The organism is Endozoicomonas sp. NE40 (assembly GCF_040549045.1).
GTDB classification, from domain to species: domain Bacteria; phylum Pseudomonadota; class Gammaproteobacteria; order Pseudomonadales; family Endozoicomonadaceae; genus Endozoicomonas_A; species Endozoicomonas_A lisbonensis.
The window spans coordinates 4,880,868-4,896,362 of the sequence record NZ_JBEWTB010000002.1; the positions used below are offsets into that span (position 1 = coordinate 4,880,868).

The following is a 15,495-nucleotide window of genomic DNA, read 5'->3' on the forward strand; positions in this document are numbered from 1 at the left end:
TCCATCAGCCGGAGGTAGGCAATGATACCGGTCAAGAGAATTAACCATGTGGGCATTCGTGTAAGTGACCTGCAGACGACCAGGGATTTTTATGAACAGCTCGGTTTTCGGTTTCTGGCAGGCCCTGTGGGACCAGAGCCGGTTGCCGTTATGGAGCATCCCTGCGGCGTCAATCTTAACTTTATCCTGAACGCAACAGTTCAGCCGGGAGAGAATATCCTGATGGATGTTGACCAGAAGCATCTGGGCTATACCCATATGGCGCTTGAAGTGGAGGACATCAACGAGGTTCAGGAGCAGTTGCAGGGGCTTGGTATTGCCATCACAGAAGGTCCTATTACTACAGACAATGGTGCTCTATTGCTGTTTATACGTGATCCTGATCGCAATGTGATTGAGTTTCATCAGCCCGGAGATAAACTTTAAGACAGTGTATTCCTGTCTCTTAAAACCTGAACAATGGCATCACTTAAAGCCAAGCCCTGATCACGATAAGCTCTGATAGCCCCTTCATCTTCCGGATGACTGGAGTAGAGCAGTTTTTTAAAGGGATTCAGAATTAACCGACCAATACCGGAGCCCTGTTCTGTCAATACCAGAGCTTCGGAGTATTTACCTTCCACAGTATGAACGGTTTTCAGCAGCTTGTAGCCTTCGGGTGATAAGGGCAGGCGTTGCTGTTTTTCTAACTCGTTGATGGTAGCCAGCTGTTGTTTCAGCAGAAACTGGGTGGCGCTATTGTCCAGTGCGGCTCTGCCTGCGGCGGTTTCGTAAAAGTCTTCGATGCGCTGGGCAGCCATGAGATTAGCACCGTTAAAGCGACGAAAACGACGGAAGCCGTGTTCGATAAACAGGGCAGCTCCTTGAGTATCCCGCATCAGGTTCCAGGCTTCATCAATAACAACCAGTTTTCTTCGGTTCACATCGCCAAAATACATGATCTGCTGGATCAGGTAGATCAGCTCCAGAATCACCACCCGTTGAAGATGCTTGCGGTTATCGAGGTGGCGCAGCTCCAGTACGGTAAACGACTGGTTAATATCCAGTGTATTGTCACCACAGAAAAAACGACCGTATTCTCCTTTTGATGTGAATGCACTGAGCTGTAAGGCCAGATCGGTCATACGCTCGTCCGTATGATGTTTTAACCGCTCCTGCAATAGATCAATACTGCTTCCCGTACCCTCATGCTCCCATAACTCACGAATCTGCTCCCTCAGTCCTGCTTCCTGGTAAGGTGTCAACGGTTCTCTGGGCGATACCATGGCGATGATTAACGCCAGCAGAATATCCCCTTCCTCTTCGTAATCATGCACCAGGGCAAAAGGGTTCATGCCGATATTACTGCCCTGATCAAAATCGAGAAACAGGCCATCAAAATGATGGCAGAGCTTTTTATAACCTTCGCCAATATCCAGCGCCCAGCACTGCCCACCACGGATCAGGATATTGCTGATCATTTCGTTCACCAGCACTGTTTTACCGGCTCCGGAAGTAGCGGCGATAATAGCGTTGTAGTTGCTGTTGGACTCAAACAGTGACAGGTTCATTAGCTGCCCCCGTCGTGAAACAAGATTTAGCAACGCTTCCTGATGCCCCGGCCAGTCATCAAACAGGGGCAGGAGTGGAACGGCATGACGGGTCGCCAGAGTCTTCTCATGCATGGCAATGGTTTGGGTAGCCTTCTGGGCGTTGCCGGGCAGTGTGTTGAGAAACATAGGTAACATAAAATAGACGTCTTCGTAGAGCATAAATCCCAGTTCACGGTAATAGCTGCTGGCATTGGACGACAGGCGATTGGCTTCTTTCTCAGAGTCGCAATACAGAACCAAGGCAAAGGTCAGCATTAACGGCGCATCCCCTTGGTTCAGTGCCTCAAACAGCACGTCAAAATCTTTCTTGCGTTCCGTCAGTCGGGGTTCAAAGCGGGTAATAGGGCTAGACGATTGCTGAATAGCGATTCTCTGTCGGTTACCGAGGGAAGACTGCAACTGTCTTATGGGAGGAAAGTGAAGCAGCACATGAATATGGGCATAGCACTTGATGCCCCTATGCCCATTCTGGCTGTCACCCAGATAGTTAAAAGCATGACCAAGCTGTGCGTAGGCGGGGAGCTTTTTGGCCACGAGAACTTTCACGGCACGGGACTTACTGCCTGAACCAAGGCTCAGATGAACAGGGGATACTAATAGTGCAGTGTCCGGATCAAACACCTGTTGGTTTAAAGGTTTTTCGGCATCAACTCTGGCTCCATCCAGAGCCCAACTCCCCTGTTCAGGATGGTTAACCAGAATCATATTCAGGCGCAACCAGTCGTGCTGGCTCATGGGCGAGGACAGCAACCCTGCGGTTTCAATGCCACCCTCAAAAGACGATTTGAGGCGTTTAACCTGTAGCACCTCATCATCACCGGGTGTACGCTCCTTGACGGGTACTTTGATGGTGAACCATAAAATACCATGCCTGAGCATCTGTTCATTGGTCACAGGTTGATGAATGCCTGATTGCAGCTGTTCAATATTCTGCTTCAACATGGCTTTGAAGCGTGGGTCAGCACGGTCTTTGGAGAGCATCAACTGACGAATAGTCTGCATCAGGTCAGGGCTTGAAATCAGTCCACACTGCAACAGCGTGTTTCCCGGCCAGTCCTGATTCAATAAGCCATTGAGCCGGTCATCAAGCCCGGAATCCAGTCCGCTGAGTGGCATGCAGAGAAAGCCGAAAAACAGGTGTTTGTCGTCGCATAAAAAGAGTTTGCCTTCAGGGTCATAAGCCCGGGTAGTAAGAAGCGCGTCGGTAAATTCAGGTTCTATTGGCACAGTCGTATTTGAATTGGCGAACATTCGGCATTTCCCGGCTAATTTGGACTATGTTGATTGACGGATGTAAATACTCAGTAGGAAGCTACTGGGAGGTAAAACGATGAATCTTCTGAAACAAATTAAAGGGCTTGTGGCGGGGCTGATATTCCTGGTTGTTGGTTCTCTACTGATGGAACAGTTGGTCTATCTGCTTTTTTCACCAGGCTATTGGTGGACGCTTGTAGAATCTCCGGTGTTCTGGAGCTTGTTTTCTGTAGGGTGTTTTTATCAGCTATGGCTGCTTGATCAAAAGTTTCCAGAACAATATTCGGATGAGGGCTCTAAGATTCAGGACGATGAGCAACCTATGAATGAAACTAACCCGGCAACGGGCTTACCAATGGCTGGTGCTTTAGATATTGCTGGCAACCCCTATGGAGGAGATGATTCAGTCAGGTTTGACCTGATCTAAAAAGTTTTGCTTTATTTCCCTTTGGGTTCGGGACAACCGACTTGATGATTCCTGGAAATGTTCTTTATCGGGTCTGCCAAATACACTCAGGTTGTTCTCTGCCTGGCGTTGCTGGATTTGGTTTCCTATATTGCTGCCAATATGCGCAGGGGGCATAGTCGTATCTAGATAGTTGCCTTCCACCGGGAGCAGTGATTGCCCCTTCAGCCATTTTTCCACTGACTGCTCATATTCTCTTAGTTCAGGCTGGTAAAGCCTGTTCATTTCACCGATAAGAGTGAGTGCTGCGTTAGTGTGTTGTGGATTGTCTGCTGCATGAGTCAGGTGATTGAAAACGTGCTGTCCTAAAATCGCATCTTTGTCACCCCAGCCCCTGCTGATTTCAGCTATCGACTGCCCCAAACGATGACGACGATCTTCCGGTTCAGCACTTCGTTCATATCTGAGGTCACGATCTTTGACCATTGACGCAAAGGCAGCTGCCTGATGGTCTGTAAGGCCGTGGGATGCTGCTTTATCAAAGGCTTCATTGTATGTCAGGCTTAGCCCCGAACCAGAGGTGGAAGGCTGTGTTCCATAGGCACTATGCTTTAACAGGCTGGTGACATAGGGCTTACTTTGACCTGAATTCTGAAACTGACCCTGAATAGAATCGCTGGACTGTTGGAATGCCTTGATCAAAGGTTGCAAGGCTTCGGGTTGTTGTGTAGCTGCTGCTCGAAGGTTCGCATTCTGAAGAGTTTTTTGTTCAGGCAACTGTCCGGATTCTGAAATTCGTTGCCTGACTTGCTCGCTATTGATGCTTTCAGGTTTGTGAATTGCATCTGTAACTGACTTGGAAAGGTTGCTATTTCTGTTGGCTTCAGGCACCAATGACTGATTAGACAGCGGACTATCATTCAACGACCCCGAACTGATGATACCGGACTTTTGTAGAGCTTCGCTCAACCTTCCCAGGTCATTCTCGTTAGGACTGTTCAGATAGGATGATACCAGTGCGGCAGCAAGAGTTTCTGAAGAGTTGGCAAACTGCCCGCTGAACCTTTTAACATTGCGGTTAACCTGCTTCTGAAACTCAGGATCGTAAGGCTTTGACTGCAGTGTATTCATGCCAGATTCAGAAGAGGCTAAACGGTTCGCCCAGACCGCCGGTCCCGTATTCAGGGCTTTTCCTAGTTGTTGCTGCAACTGGCTGACCTGTTCATAGCTTTTTTCAGTACTGAGGCTTTCCTGAGCCATTTTCTGGTAGGACTGGCTATCGTTTACGCCGAGTTCTTTCATCCAGCTGTGAGAATGGCTATTACTGGCATCCATGGAAAGTGCTTTTTGTAATTGTGAATCCCAGTTTTTTGAAAATTGTTCACTACTAACGTGAGCCAGCGCATCCTGAAAGCTATCACTTTTAGAATCTCGGTTCATACCAGACCATTTCTTCTGGTAGTTGCCATTAATACCGAAGAGACTTCCAAGAATGCCTCGTTTTGATATTCCACCGCCAGCTTCCAGTACTTTTGAGGTAGCCATATCTTCAGACATCTGGGAACTTAACCCAAATTGTTTCTGCAAATCTCTTGCGAGATTATCTCGCATTGAGGCAACTTCACTTTGCCCTGAGCTTAAACTGCTGCTGAACTGACGTAACTCCCGGCTATCAATGGAATCTCCATACCGTTGCTGAATTGCATGACTGGTAGCCTGACTGAAAGCCATACCGGAAGATTTTCTTGCCGCATCTTTGGATTGCACAAGGCTGGACAGATGACTGCTGGCAGATAATGCCGGAACCACCTGATCAATCTGTCCCCGTGTCGCCCCCTGTTGAGGTCCGATATTCCAACCGCGCCTGCTGATTAACCGCAGCTCCGGGCATCATAATATCCGGCGAGCTGATTTTCTCGTTCACGAAATCACCACTCTGCATCCTGCCTGCCAGATGGGTGGCTGTAATCGCACTGCCGTATAACAGCATCAGCACCAGTGCGGGGGTAGATGCTGCCATTAATCCACCGACGCCTAACCAGTACTCCAGAATCGGCCCCGACTCAATGATGCCGGTAAAGCTGGTAATGGGAGCTGACAGTGCTGCCATCGCTCCCTGTGAAACCAGCGTAATATAAAGATTATTGATGGACAGAACCGGCATCCACAACTGAATCCAAAGCAACAACATCAGGTATTTAAACGCCAGTCGCACACCAAACAGACCTACGCAGACCAGCAACCCCATCAACGGAGTAACCGCAAAAACAAACCCTTCGATATACGCCATCATCGCCCGCATACTGCTCAGAAACAGGTGCTGTTCTCCTGCCCACTGCGTATTCCGTTGCAGCAATGCCTGTTGGGTCATAATGGCTGCTTGAGGTTGCTGCATATCCTGAAGCTTCTCGATAGTGGCGTCGTGGTAAATGGGCAGCAGGGCAGAAGCCATCATAAAATTACGGCTGGATTCTGCACCCTGGCTTAACGCTTGCAGGGCTGATCCCAGCGTCAGGCTTCTTGCAGAGCTGTTGTCCTGCTGAATCTGTTGATCAAACCAGGCATTGAGCCGGGGCTTTAACCAGGCGAAGGCTTCATTGCAGGTCACTGACGTAGGCTGTCCATTGCGATAAATCAGGGTGCCAAAGACATCGGATTGAAATTCCAGGGCAGTCATCACGTCGGCGTTACTGAATACCTCATGGGTGGTTTTGTAGTTCAGGTCGATACCGATCAGTGTGCATTCTTTGATGTAGTTGCGCCATGACTGCGCCAGAGCAGGGTTATTCTGAAACTGGTTCATGGCTTTTCTGCGGGCTTCCATCAACCGGATCAGGCTGGATAGATAACCATTGCGGGTTAGTTTCACCGCATCCGTTGTATGAAAAGCCTGTTCAAAAATTTCAGTCATTTTCCAGGTCAGGGTAGAAAGCATACTGGCGGTGAGGGCAATGCCGAAGGGTACGTTATCCACCTTGCGGTTGGTGTCGGTGTACACATCATATATATCCACGTCGATGCCCTTGTAGCGACTACCTCCCGTCGGTAAACCAAACAGAGCCGTATAGATCAGCAGGCTTAACAGCAAATGCTGAAACGCTGGAAACTTGCCCGCCATCAATCCCTGCAGTGCCAGATAGAAAGTACCGATGATAAAACCGATCTTGATGGTCAGAATAAAGTCAGGGTTGCTGACCATCATCACCAAACCGTTCAACACGGTGTAGAGAAAATGGGCATCTCCGATGGAGTAGATGGTTTCCATGCTAAGGGTTTGCCGGAGTCAGACGGGAAGGTGAACGCTGAGCTTTTGCCGGTGGCAGTTTCTGATAACGTTTCTGTTCCGCCACGGCTAGCATATGCCGATAATCCTGAATCAACTCACCAAAGCGACCGTAACGCTCGCCCAGCCTTTGCAATTCACGATGCAACTGAGTTCGTGACAAGTTCAGTGTCGTCTGTAATTGTTGGGCAAAGGGATGATAATCACCTTCCATATTGATGATTGAAGTGGTGATCTGGTGCAAATCCTCAATAAACTGATGCACCATATAAAAGGCAATATGGGGTGAAGCCTGGGTGATGAATAGCTTGGCCAACTGTACATCAGCTGCCGTTAGATTGCGGATCATTGCCCCTGTACCCACGGGTAAATTGTGTAGAAGGGCAGTTGCCGACACTCCGTTGACTGTTTGTAAAACACCTCTGGAATTTTGATGCCAGTGATCCGCAAGGGTATTGAATTGCTGGGTTAAATGTTCTGCCAGCCCGGATAGCTTTTGTTTATCCACCAGATTCATGGACAGACAACCGGAATGGTCTTTGCAACGGTACAAACTCACTTGCTCAGAGCCATAAATCAGGTCTTCCACTTTCAGCTGGTTGCCGATGTAACTGAACAGTTTTGGCTGGGGATCGCCGGAATTCATGGAGACAATAATGGTTCCAGTCAGGCTCATTACCGCTTCCCGATACTCATTGCCGGTAATAGCCGAAGATTTCTTCAGGGCATTCCAGACCAGATTGCCCAGTAACCTTTCCTGATCCTGAGGGCTGGCAGATTGACGCCAGGCTTTGACCGGATCTCGGTCAGACAGCCCTGTTCCGGTAAATGACTGAAAGGTATCCGCTACATTGGAACGGCTGATATTAAGTGAAGCATCGGTCTGAAACTTTTTCATGGCTGCGGGCATAGGCATACTGTTCACCAGCCCTTGACCCATCTGGCAGGAATTGGAGAAAAGACTGTTCAGGTGCATGATCTTTTCCTGCAGGGCTTCAATATGCTGGTACGCTTTTTCATTCATGGCGCTGATGGCCAGTCCCAGCAAATAACCGGAGGCATTACCGGCAATATCCCGAATCAGTTTGTTGAACTGCTCGCTATTGATGAATGAGAATGAGCCGCCGTACAGATCGATGCCGCCACAGCCTGCGGAGAACTCTGGCGGTACAAAGCCGGTCAGGTTGGTTTCATTAATGCGGGTTCGGGCATGAAACGCACCACCGGAGATTACGCCCCGACGCTGGGTTTGGTACACGGCAGGATCAGAGTGAGTGGATAAAGAGTTGAGCATCTTGTTCAGCTCTTGCTGTAATGAGCTGGCATGTACCAGAGTGATACAGCAGGCGATCAGCAAGCTAAAAAACAGACAGTGACAGAAAAATTTAAGAACTGACACCGCTCTCAGCCTGCTCACTCTCGTCACCACTATGATTCAGTTTTTGATATTGAATGTACTGACGCCGCAGAGGGGAGAACAGTTCCGAGCAGTGACCAATACCCCTGGATAAAGTTTTAGTCCATTCATGAACGGGCTCTCTGGATTCCTTCCGGCTCCATTGCCCAGTCAGCCACAGCAGGTCACACTTCTGAATCAGAAGGTCGTAGTTTTTCAGAATATTCACATAGGTGATGGCCTGGGGCGTTGTACACTGTACGGTGAAATCTTTAGGTTTGTTATAGGTGACCGAAGAACCTCTTTTGGCAGGCGGTGGCACTTCATCCAAAAAGTTTTGCAGGGAATGATCCAGTGCTTCCAGTTCCTGAGTGATCTGCTCAATCGCTTTTACAGAGAGATCCTGCAGATCGTGGTTTTCTGAGTAGACCACCTCCAGCATGAACAGCAGGTTTTTCAGGCGATAATCCATCCACTGGCACATTCTCTGCCCCTGATGTGTTTTCAGATTGAAGTGCATCAGTAATGCCGGCTGGGAGCGTTTCTCTCGTTTTTTCATATCAGACTCCAAATAAAACTGAACTCGCCCCCACGCTACCGCCCATCCTCAACCATAGGGGCATTCGGCAAGCATTTTTTGCAGACAAAGAGATACCCTGCTTTTTTTTGCAAAGAAAAAAACAAAACAGAGGAATTGATTGAGACAAACAGCCCTGAGAGCAGTTCGTAAAGTAAGTTGAGTCCTAACCTGACCTAAATGAAACAAATGTCGTATATTGGGGGAGCAGTTTTGATATATAAACAGAATGCAGGGAAGAGACTTTTGAATAGGGAAAGATCGTCATGATACAACTCCAGAGAGAAGTACATGCCGAAGTCACAAGCTGACTATAAGGACGACAGCCAAGTGGCTTTGACATAATGGCAGTAACAGAAAGTCAAACTAAAAAAAACGAATTTCTTGCCGTTTAAAAATCAGATATTTCTTAGGCTAAATACCTGATCAATGGATGATTATAGAAGAGCTGATGATTTGGCAAGGCAAAATTGACAGTTATTTCTTAATAAATAGTATTGCTCTTTATAACCTACTTAATGCCGGTGCCGGTGAATTATGAGAGAACCTTTGGACTAATGGTTTTGCTGATATTCTGGCATGGGACGTGTGGGAAATTTTACTACAGCAAAGAAAAAAAATTGTGAAATAATTCTCTGCTAGGGTATTTACAGAGTGAAGTTATGGTTTTTGATAATATGCCTCGGACAAAAAAACATATCATTGGTGACTATGCTCGTGAAAACAGGGTGACTGAAATGAGAGAGACGCTTGCTTATGTTGGTGAGGCTTTTAGATTTTTTATGGAAAGTACTAACGAGCCATGGGAGATAGTCGATTGTTACGGAAATTACTGTTTTGGAAACGCAGCATTGAAACGATTGCTTTGCCTGTCTGATACTTTTAATTTCGAAGGCAAGCACTATTCGGAAATCCCTGCACGTCCGTTCGAAGAGTGCGCCCTGGATTTCTATCAGCAAGATGTTAGGTGTATGAACACTCGCGTTCCAGTTAAAGTATTGGATGTCCATATGGATGATGATGGAGAGTGGTTTTGCTACATTTTTGAGCGGACACCGTTGGTTAATAACGATCAAGTCATAGGGTTAACTGATCACGGAAAGTCTGTCATAAAATTCTGGAAAGAATCGATGAGTTATTTGCTGGCCATGCAATATTATTTTACGGGAGAAAAGCAGGTTTCAATGCAAATATCCACTACCAACAATTTATCTCAGCGTGAATCCGAAGTATTATTTTTCTTGTTAGGCCAGATAGAACCTAAGCGTATTGCCCGGTATTTGAACCTGAGCTTAAGCACTGTCAATTCTTATATTGACCGAATGCGCAAAAAGCTTGGATGTCAGACGACACCACAATTAATCGAAAAAGCTGTATGGCTAGACCTTCATAAAATTCTTCCTGAAAAATTAATGGGTGACTGTCATATATCTTTAATTCTTGATTAAAAACCTGAGTAAAAAGCCATGTTTATGATTAAGTACCTTTTGAAGCCTAGCGGTGTAAGTGGAATTGGAGTTTTTGCAAATCAGAGCGTAAAAAAGAATGACATAGTTCATCGTGCTATGTTGTCAGATGATCTTATTCTTTCTATGGCAGAGTTCCATCAATTAACTGATGACCAAAAAACGACAGTACAACATTTTGGTTACTTTGACAGGAGATTGAAGAAATGGCGGCTTGAATCTGGTGATATTAAATTTTGCAACCATTCAGAAACACCCAATGTAACGTTAGTTAATACAGATTTACTGGCTTTGAGTGATATTTCTTCTGGAGATGAGATTTTGCATAATTATGAGGAGATTGAAGAATCGAGAGAGATTTGAAAAAACAATATAACCGTGTTTTATTGAATGTATTGTGAAGCCAGGCTGTTAAGTCCGATATTCTTTTATTTAATAGCAGTATCTGAAAGCAGTAAGAGACAGAGTGCCCTGCCTAAAGAACACTCTGTCAGCGTTCACCACAGGGGGTGAACCGGCTTCTCAACCAGCCCCTGCCATTATGTCAAAGTCACAGGCCAACCATGAAACCGATGGTTATTATAGTCAGTCCTGTGGCTTGGGCGTAAATACTTTTATGGAGTATTTATGTTCAGTTATCTCCTGAGGGTAACCTTTACTTTAAAGGGTACCGCTCAACGTCTTTTATTTCCTCAATACGCTTCAAAACATGCTTTCTTATTGATCGTCCGATCAATAATATTTCGAAGTAAAGCTATTCCTGTAACCACTGTGCATCCTGTTGTCCTTTGACAGGCAGCAGATACTTTTCAATCTGACACAGTGAGTTGCTTTGTTCCCCATGCTGAAAGCATAAAAAGAAAGGCCCGGTCACGGAATCGGTTTTTCTGTAGCAATGTCTACTGTGTCAAAGCAGAACCATACATTGCCTGCCCCTCTCTGGCTGAAGAACCGGTAGAGACTGGCGTGTCTGGCAAGGTTTCTTGTCATGAATAAGTTGTCTGTAGATCAGGTTGATCCAACCGGCTATCTACAAGAAAAGAAACTGGGCTTTGAATTGCTTGCTTCACTGGTTGGCTTGCGGCGTTCACAGGACTGGTGGTATGGCGATTGTATTGAATACCCGTTGGTAAACGTCAAAGGTCAAATAACAGGTTGCGAACGGATTTACCCCCGTGGCCTGTTGCATCAGAAAAGCCCGGGGCGCTTTGTTCCTAAAGACAATAAGAAAGTCACCAAAGGTACCAGAGTATCTGAAAGTTTTGCGCTGGTGGGCATTTCACTACCAGAGTTGCCGCATTATTTTGGCCGTCTCAGGATTGTCGGCGGCATGGCGGATGCGGTAAATGTTTATCTGGCCACTGGTGAGCCTGTGGTCTGTATTGTTGGTGAAAACAATGCCCGGTCAATTGCCGCACAGTTGACACAGGAATGGCCGCATCTTGCCGGGAAGCTTATAGTTGCCCTGGATCATGATCTGCCAGGGATAATGGCTTGCCATTGGGCAGGTTTTCGCTGGGTGGTACCGCAGAGGTATGGTGAAGACTGGAGTGATGCCCGACTTGATGCTGAACTACAGGGTTTAAAGCGACAGTTGCAGTGGGTGAGGAAGCCTGTACAGGCTATCGATTTAAAATCTGTACCCGCACCTGCTGTTGAGATGGCAAAGGATAATTTCTGTGGTGACTATCAAAGCGCCCTGAAGCTTCTTACCAAAGCCAATAATGAGCAATGTGCTGCAACACTGGCAAAAGCCATTGTCAGCCGCTTTCACCATAAGGTTCCAGCTCAATGCGATGAGCATGACTTTATTCAAAGGATTCAGGCTGCGAACCCTTATCTGCTGCATCCAGATACACTGAATCAGCTCAAACGGCAGTTAAGTGGTTACTGTTTCAGGCAACAACAGATTATTCAGAGTGAGTGCGGGTTAAGCTCTGGCAAAAAGAAGTCACTGGGAGAGCATTATCACTCAGTATCAGAACTTAACCCCAAAGCCGTTTCTTTGGAGAAAGGGCAAATCATTCTGATCAAAGCCCCTTATGCGTCGGGCAAAACAAAGCTGATGTCAGCACTTTCTATAGCTGCTCTACAGAAACACGAGCGAGTCTTGACGATTACCCATCTGGTTTCCCTCGCACATGAATTGGCAAGACGACTGGGGCTGGATAGTTATCTGGATATCCCTGAATCTTTTATGGCAACAGTTGACCGGCTGGTGACGTGTATTAACAGCCTCTGTGCCCCCAATGTCAGCCGATTTCTGGAATCCGGAAAAACAGACATTCTTCTGTTGGATGAATTTTCGCAGCATATCTCCGTGCTGGGGACTAGTCCGCATATCAAAGACCCTTCGGTACTCGCCCGCTATCTAGATTTGATTGAACAAACGCCTACCGTCGTTATCTGTGATGCTGATCTGTCTTCTTATCATGTGGGGTTGCTGCAGGAGTGGTTTCCAGAGAGGGACATACAGTTTTATGAGATGCCGTATTCTAAGAATGTAACCTTTAACTGTCAGTTTGCTGTAGGAAAAGCTCAGGCTAAATCGGTCATTGATCATCAGCTGTTACCGTCCATTGCTCGGGGCAAAAAAATAGCCATTGCCACTGATAGCAGGGTATACGCAGGCAAACTGGAAAAAATTATCCGCAAGCAGTTCCCTGACATTTCCATGCTGCTGTTTCATGGAAAGAATCGAAATGAACCAGAGCAGATGGCCTTTCAGAAACACTTTGATCAGGAAGCCCAGCGGTATCAGGTCATTATCTATACGCCAGCCATTGAGTCAGGTGTTTCTATTCAGGCACCATTCGATCAGGTGTTTGGTTTTTCCCATAACGTAGTTTTGCCAACGAAGTTTGTGCAAATGCTCCGGCGGTTCCGGTCTGTCGAGCAGTTTACTGTTGTTGCCGATTTGATTCCCGGAAAGAAGGACAATGAAGACTGGCTGGCCAGAGTCCGGGCATTGCAGTATGCCGAACGCTATGTCTGCAATACGGATGGTGTATCGGTTGGAGAATACGACGGATTCTGTGAAGCAGAGCGCAGTCGACAAGTGAAGCTCAGGGCGTTGGGTGGCAATGGTCTTTTTTACCTGATGCAAAACCGAGGGTTTTCTATGGAGTACTACCAAGGGAAAGAGCAGTCTGAATCTTTTGAATTGCGCTGGAAAGCCACTGAAGAGGAAGTGGAAAAAGAGGAGAGGGCGGCGATACAGCAGTCGCCTATTGTCTCTGAAAGCCAGTACGAGGAACTGTCGCATAAAGTTGAGCCCAGGCTACAGGAAATATGCAGTTGTGAACGCTACAGAATCTGTGAAGAGTTGGGCATTAAGCCTTTAGCTCTGAAGGAGCAGGATATTGAATTCTGGCAAAAGGTCGGACTGACTCGACTCAGGCGATTTATGCAGTTTCCATTGCCGGGCGGCAGCCATTACTTGCCACAGCCTGACCAGGAAGGAGCAGCTATTTGCCATCGACGATTTGAATCCATTGGCGTCGAGGTTTATCGAGAACTTCTGAAACCGTTATTCTCCAACTGGGATTACCAGCAATCCTGGGGAGAGCAGGAAGCAGGGCAGGTAGTGGACAGGGTTGAGGCTTATCATAACGAATATCCCTTCATGCTAAACCAGCTTCGGCTGATTCCCGATTCAGTGATTATGAATACTCCGCAGGGGGCAAAATTTCAGCGCCCGAAATCCGCCTGCAACTTCGTCAACCGATTACTGAGGATGGCTGGGCTGGTGATCAATAGCCAGCAAATTCGTACCGGGGAGATTATCACTGAAACAAATAAAGAAAAGCGTGTCAGGCGTTACAGCATCAACCAAGAGTCACTGACTTGTATGCGAGGCTATGCCCAGTCCAGATCGGCTTATAAGCAAATAGCGCTGTCACACGCTGCGGCAGATAGTATAAACATAAAGCAAGGTGTGACAGCTTATGAACATGAGCTGGAAGTAACGGCAGGCAGGACATTGCATATCGCAACGGAACCCCGACAACCTGCAAAAACTGATTACCCGGATATACTAAACACCCCATCAGGAAATATGGAAAAATCAATCATTAACTCACAGTACCAGCCGGAAATAACCTGAATGCGAACATCACAGTCACATCCCTTGCTTATTGATACTGTCTCTGTTCACGGTAGATGGTTTGATGAATAGTCAGAAACAGAATGAAGATGTGGTGGTAAGTTGTGCCAGAGCCTATAGATATTTTTGCCATACTGTTCCTACCTTCGACAGATTCCCGAGACTGGAGGCAATTCTGCAATGGCAAGCCAGTCATTTAAGCTTCATGACTATCAACGACCCGCCCTTATAGCACCTGGTCAGGCCGGTAAATTACTTCTGCACTCCTGCTGCGCTCCCTGTGCCGGGGAAGTCATGCTGGCGATACAGGCGTCGGGCATTGAGCAGACGGTATTCTTCTACAATCCCAACATCCATCCGCATGAAGAGTATGAACTTCGCAAGGATGAAAACAAGCGATTCTGCGAAAAACTAGAAGTGTCGTTTATTGAAAATCACCGATGCGGACTATGACAGGGACAACTGGTTCGAGCGGGTCAAAGGGCTGGAAAATGAACCAGAGCGGGGTAAGCGCTGTACAGTGTGTTTTGATATGCGTTTTGAGCGGACGGCACTGTATGCCAGTGAACACGACTTTCCCGTCATCTCCAGCACTCTGGGCATTTCCCGCTGGAAAAATATGGAACAGATTAATGAGTCTGGTACAAGGGCGGCATCCCGATACCCTGAAATGACGTACTGGACCTTCAACTGGCGAAAACAGGGCGGGAGCCAGAGAATGATTGAGCTGGCCAAGCAGGAAGCTTTTTATCAGCAGGAGTATTGCGGTTGTGTATACAGCCTGCGAGACACTAACCGGCATCGAAAAGCCAATGGCCGGGAGAGGATAATACGGTTGGTTAATTTCTATGGCAGCAAAGCGGATGAAGCTGAAATTATTGCCTCTACAATGACGAAAGGCACATAGTACTGACGCCAGTACACAACAATTTCGATATTGAATAAGGTGCAAAAAGTTCTCGTTTTGTCGGCTTCAGCTGGTAAGGCAGGGCATCATAACCCTGTCAGAATTTAAGTGTGAGGGTGGACACACAAACAGTAAAACCATATCAGAAGTTGCTTTCAGCTGGTGGGCCACTCCTGCCGGAACTGTAAAACTATCTCCTGCAGTCACCGGACGGAAGCAAATATCTTCAACCTCCCCCATATCACCCACAGTGGCAGTATAAATAATGCCTTCCCCCGAGAGAATGGAATAGATCTCATCACCTTCCTTATGATAATGACACCCGACTTTGTGGCCTTCTTTCATTTCAGTGCTGAACAGGCAGAACTCATTCCCCGAAGAGAGTGGGGCGATTGAGATGCCTACGCTATTATCTTTTTGGGCTTGTGCAAGGGCTTCTTTGATATTGATGATGCTGCTCATAAGAAAATAACCCGTTATTTTTTCTCTGGTTCTTTTTCCGCAAAGAA

General features: G+C 47.0%; 13 protein-coding genes. 7 read left to right on the forward strand and 6 right to left on the reverse strand.

Annotated features, from left to right (window positions below):
* Nucleotides 1–21: 21 nt before the first annotated feature.
* Nucleotides 22–426: a VOC family protein gene (locus tag V5J35_RS23005; RefSeq protein WP_354009364.1), complete on the forward strand. Its 405-nt coding sequence runs from the start codon at nucleotides 22–24 to the stop codon at nucleotides 424–426.
* On the opposite strand, the gene traC is transcribed toward V5J35_RS23005, so the two are convergent.
* Nucleotides 423–2,843, reverse strand: a complete 2,421-nt coding sequence (gene traC / locus V5J35_RS23010; RefSeq protein WP_354009365.1) for a type IV secretion system protein TraC — start codon at nucleotides 2,841–2,843, stop codon at nucleotides 423–425. The genes V5J35_RS23005 and traC overlap by 4 nt on opposite strands.
* 79 nt (nucleotides 2,844–2,922) lie before the next feature.
* On the opposite strand from traC, the gene V5J35_RS23015 reads away from it, so the two are divergent.
* Complete coding sequence (locus tag V5J35_RS23015) at nucleotides 2,923–3,273, forward strand: hypothetical protein (RefSeq protein ID WP_354009366.1); 351 nt, start codon at nucleotides 2,923–2,925, stop codon at nucleotides 3,271–3,273.
* On the opposite strand, the gene V5J35_RS23020 is transcribed toward V5J35_RS23015, so the two are convergent.
* Genes V5J35_RS23020 through V5J35_RS23035 form a run of 4 tightly spaced genes read right to left on the reverse strand, consistent with a single transcriptional unit; the run spans nucleotide 3,250 to nucleotide 8,490 of the window.
* Nucleotides 3,250–5,061 carry a hypothetical protein gene (locus V5J35_RS23020; protein ID WP_354016512.1) on the reverse strand — a complete coding sequence of 604 codons (1,812 nt, stop codon included), beginning with the start codon at nucleotides 5,059–5,061 and terminating at the stop codon, nucleotides 3,250–3,252. The two genes, V5J35_RS23015 and V5J35_RS23020, sit on opposite strands and share 24 nt — an antisense overlap.
* Before the next feature lie 4 nt (nucleotides 5,062–5,065).
* On the reverse strand, nucleotides 5,066–6,517 hold the full coding sequence (locus V5J35_RS23025; RefSeq protein WP_354016513.1) for a conjugal transfer protein TraG N-terminal domain-containing protein: 1,452 nt from the start codon (nucleotides 6,515–6,517) through the stop codon (nucleotides 5,066–5,068).
* Nucleotide 6,518: 1 nt separating this feature from the next.
* On the reverse strand, nucleotides 6,519–7,934 hold the full coding sequence (locus V5J35_RS23030; protein WP_354009368.1) for a conjugal transfer protein TraH: 1,416 nt from the start codon (nucleotides 7,932–7,934) through the stop codon (nucleotides 6,519–6,521).
* The gene (locus tag V5J35_RS23035; protein WP_354009369.1) at nucleotides 7,921–8,490 is read right to left on the reverse strand and encodes a hypothetical protein; all 570 of its coding nucleotides are present in this window, start codon (nucleotides 8,488–8,490) and stop codon (nucleotides 7,921–7,923) included. The genes V5J35_RS23030 and V5J35_RS23035 overlap by 14 nt, the downstream gene beginning before the upstream one ends.
* Before the next feature lie 680 nt (nucleotides 8,491–9,170).
* Between V5J35_RS23035 and V5J35_RS23040 the strand changes: the two genes are divergently transcribed.
* From V5J35_RS23040 to V5J35_RS23055, 5 genes are all read left to right on the forward strand, one after another.
* Nucleotides 9,171–9,956, forward strand: coding sequence for a helix-turn-helix transcriptional regulator (locus V5J35_RS23040; protein WP_354009370.1), 786 nt, complete (start codon nucleotides 9,171–9,173; stop codon nucleotides 9,954–9,956).
* 18 nt (nucleotides 9,957–9,974) lie between these two features.
* On the forward strand, nucleotides 9,975–10,337 hold the full coding sequence (locus V5J35_RS23045; protein ID WP_354009371.1) for an SET domain-containing protein-lysine N-methyltransferase: 363 nt from the start codon (nucleotides 9,975–9,977) through the stop codon (nucleotides 10,335–10,337).
* 625 nt (nucleotides 10,338–10,962) lie between these two features.
* Nucleotides 10,963–14,079 (forward strand): plasmid replication protein, CyRepA1 family, encoded by a 3,117-nt coding sequence (locus tag V5J35_RS23050; protein ID WP_354009372.1) that lies wholly within the window; start codon nucleotides 10,963–10,965, stop codon nucleotides 14,077–14,079.
* Between the two features lie 180 nt (nucleotides 14,080–14,259).
* Entirely contained in the window at nucleotides 14,260–14,532 is a 273-nt protein-coding gene (locus V5J35_RS24310) for an epoxyqueuosine reductase QueH (RefSeq protein WP_419095770.1), read from the forward strand.
* A complete protein-coding gene (locus V5J35_RS23055; RefSeq protein WP_419095771.1) occupies nucleotides 14,507–14,986 on the forward strand; it encodes an epoxyqueuosine reductase QueH in 480 nt (159 codons plus the stop codon). Before V5J35_RS24310 ends, V5J35_RS23055 begins: the two co-directional genes overlap by 26 nt.
* Before the next feature lie 66 nt (nucleotides 14,987–15,052).
* On the opposite strand, the gene V5J35_RS23060 is transcribed toward V5J35_RS23055, so the two are convergent.
* A complete protein-coding gene (locus V5J35_RS23060; RefSeq protein WP_354009373.1) occupies nucleotides 15,053–15,448 on the reverse strand; it encodes a cupin domain-containing protein in 396 nt (131 codons plus the stop codon).
* Between the last annotated feature and the right edge of the window lie 47 nt (nucleotides 15,449–15,495).

Coding starts and splice junctions, on each gene's coding strand:
- V5J35_RS23005 (WP_354009364.1), top strand. CDS start 22: ATGATACCGGTCAAGAGAATTAACCATGTGGGCATTCGTGTAAGTGAC.
- traC (WP_354009365.1), bottom strand. CDS start 2,843: ATGTTCGCCAATTCAAATACGACTGTGCCAATAGAACCTGAATTTACC.
- V5J35_RS23015 (WP_354009366.1), top strand. CDS start 2,923: ATGAATCTTCTGAAACAAATTAAAGGGCTTGTGGCGGGGCTGATATTC.
- V5J35_RS23025 (WP_354016513.1), bottom strand. CDS start 6,517: ATGGAAACCATCTACTCCATCGGAGATGCCCATTTTCTCTACACCGTG.
- V5J35_RS23035 (WP_354009369.1), bottom strand. CDS start 8,490: ATGAAAAAACGAGAGAAACGCTCCCAGCCGGCATTACTGATGCACTTC.
- V5J35_RS23040 (WP_354009370.1), top strand. CDS start 9,171: ATGGTTTTTGATAATATGCCTCGGACAAAAAAACATATCATTGGTGAC.
- V5J35_RS23045 (WP_354009371.1), top strand. CDS start 9,975: ATGTTTATGATTAAGTACCTTTTGAAGCCTAGCGGTGTAAGTGGAATT.
- V5J35_RS23050 (WP_354009372.1), top strand. CDS start 10,963: ATGAATAAGTTGTCTGTAGATCAGGTTGATCCAACCGGCTATCTACAA.
- V5J35_RS24310 (WP_419095770.1), top strand. CDS start 14,260: ATGGCAAGCCAGTCATTTAAGCTTCATGACTATCAACGACCCGCCCTT.
- V5J35_RS23060 (WP_354009373.1), bottom strand. CDS start 15,448: ATGAGCAGCATCATCAATATCAAAGAAGCCCTTGCACAAGCCCAAAAA.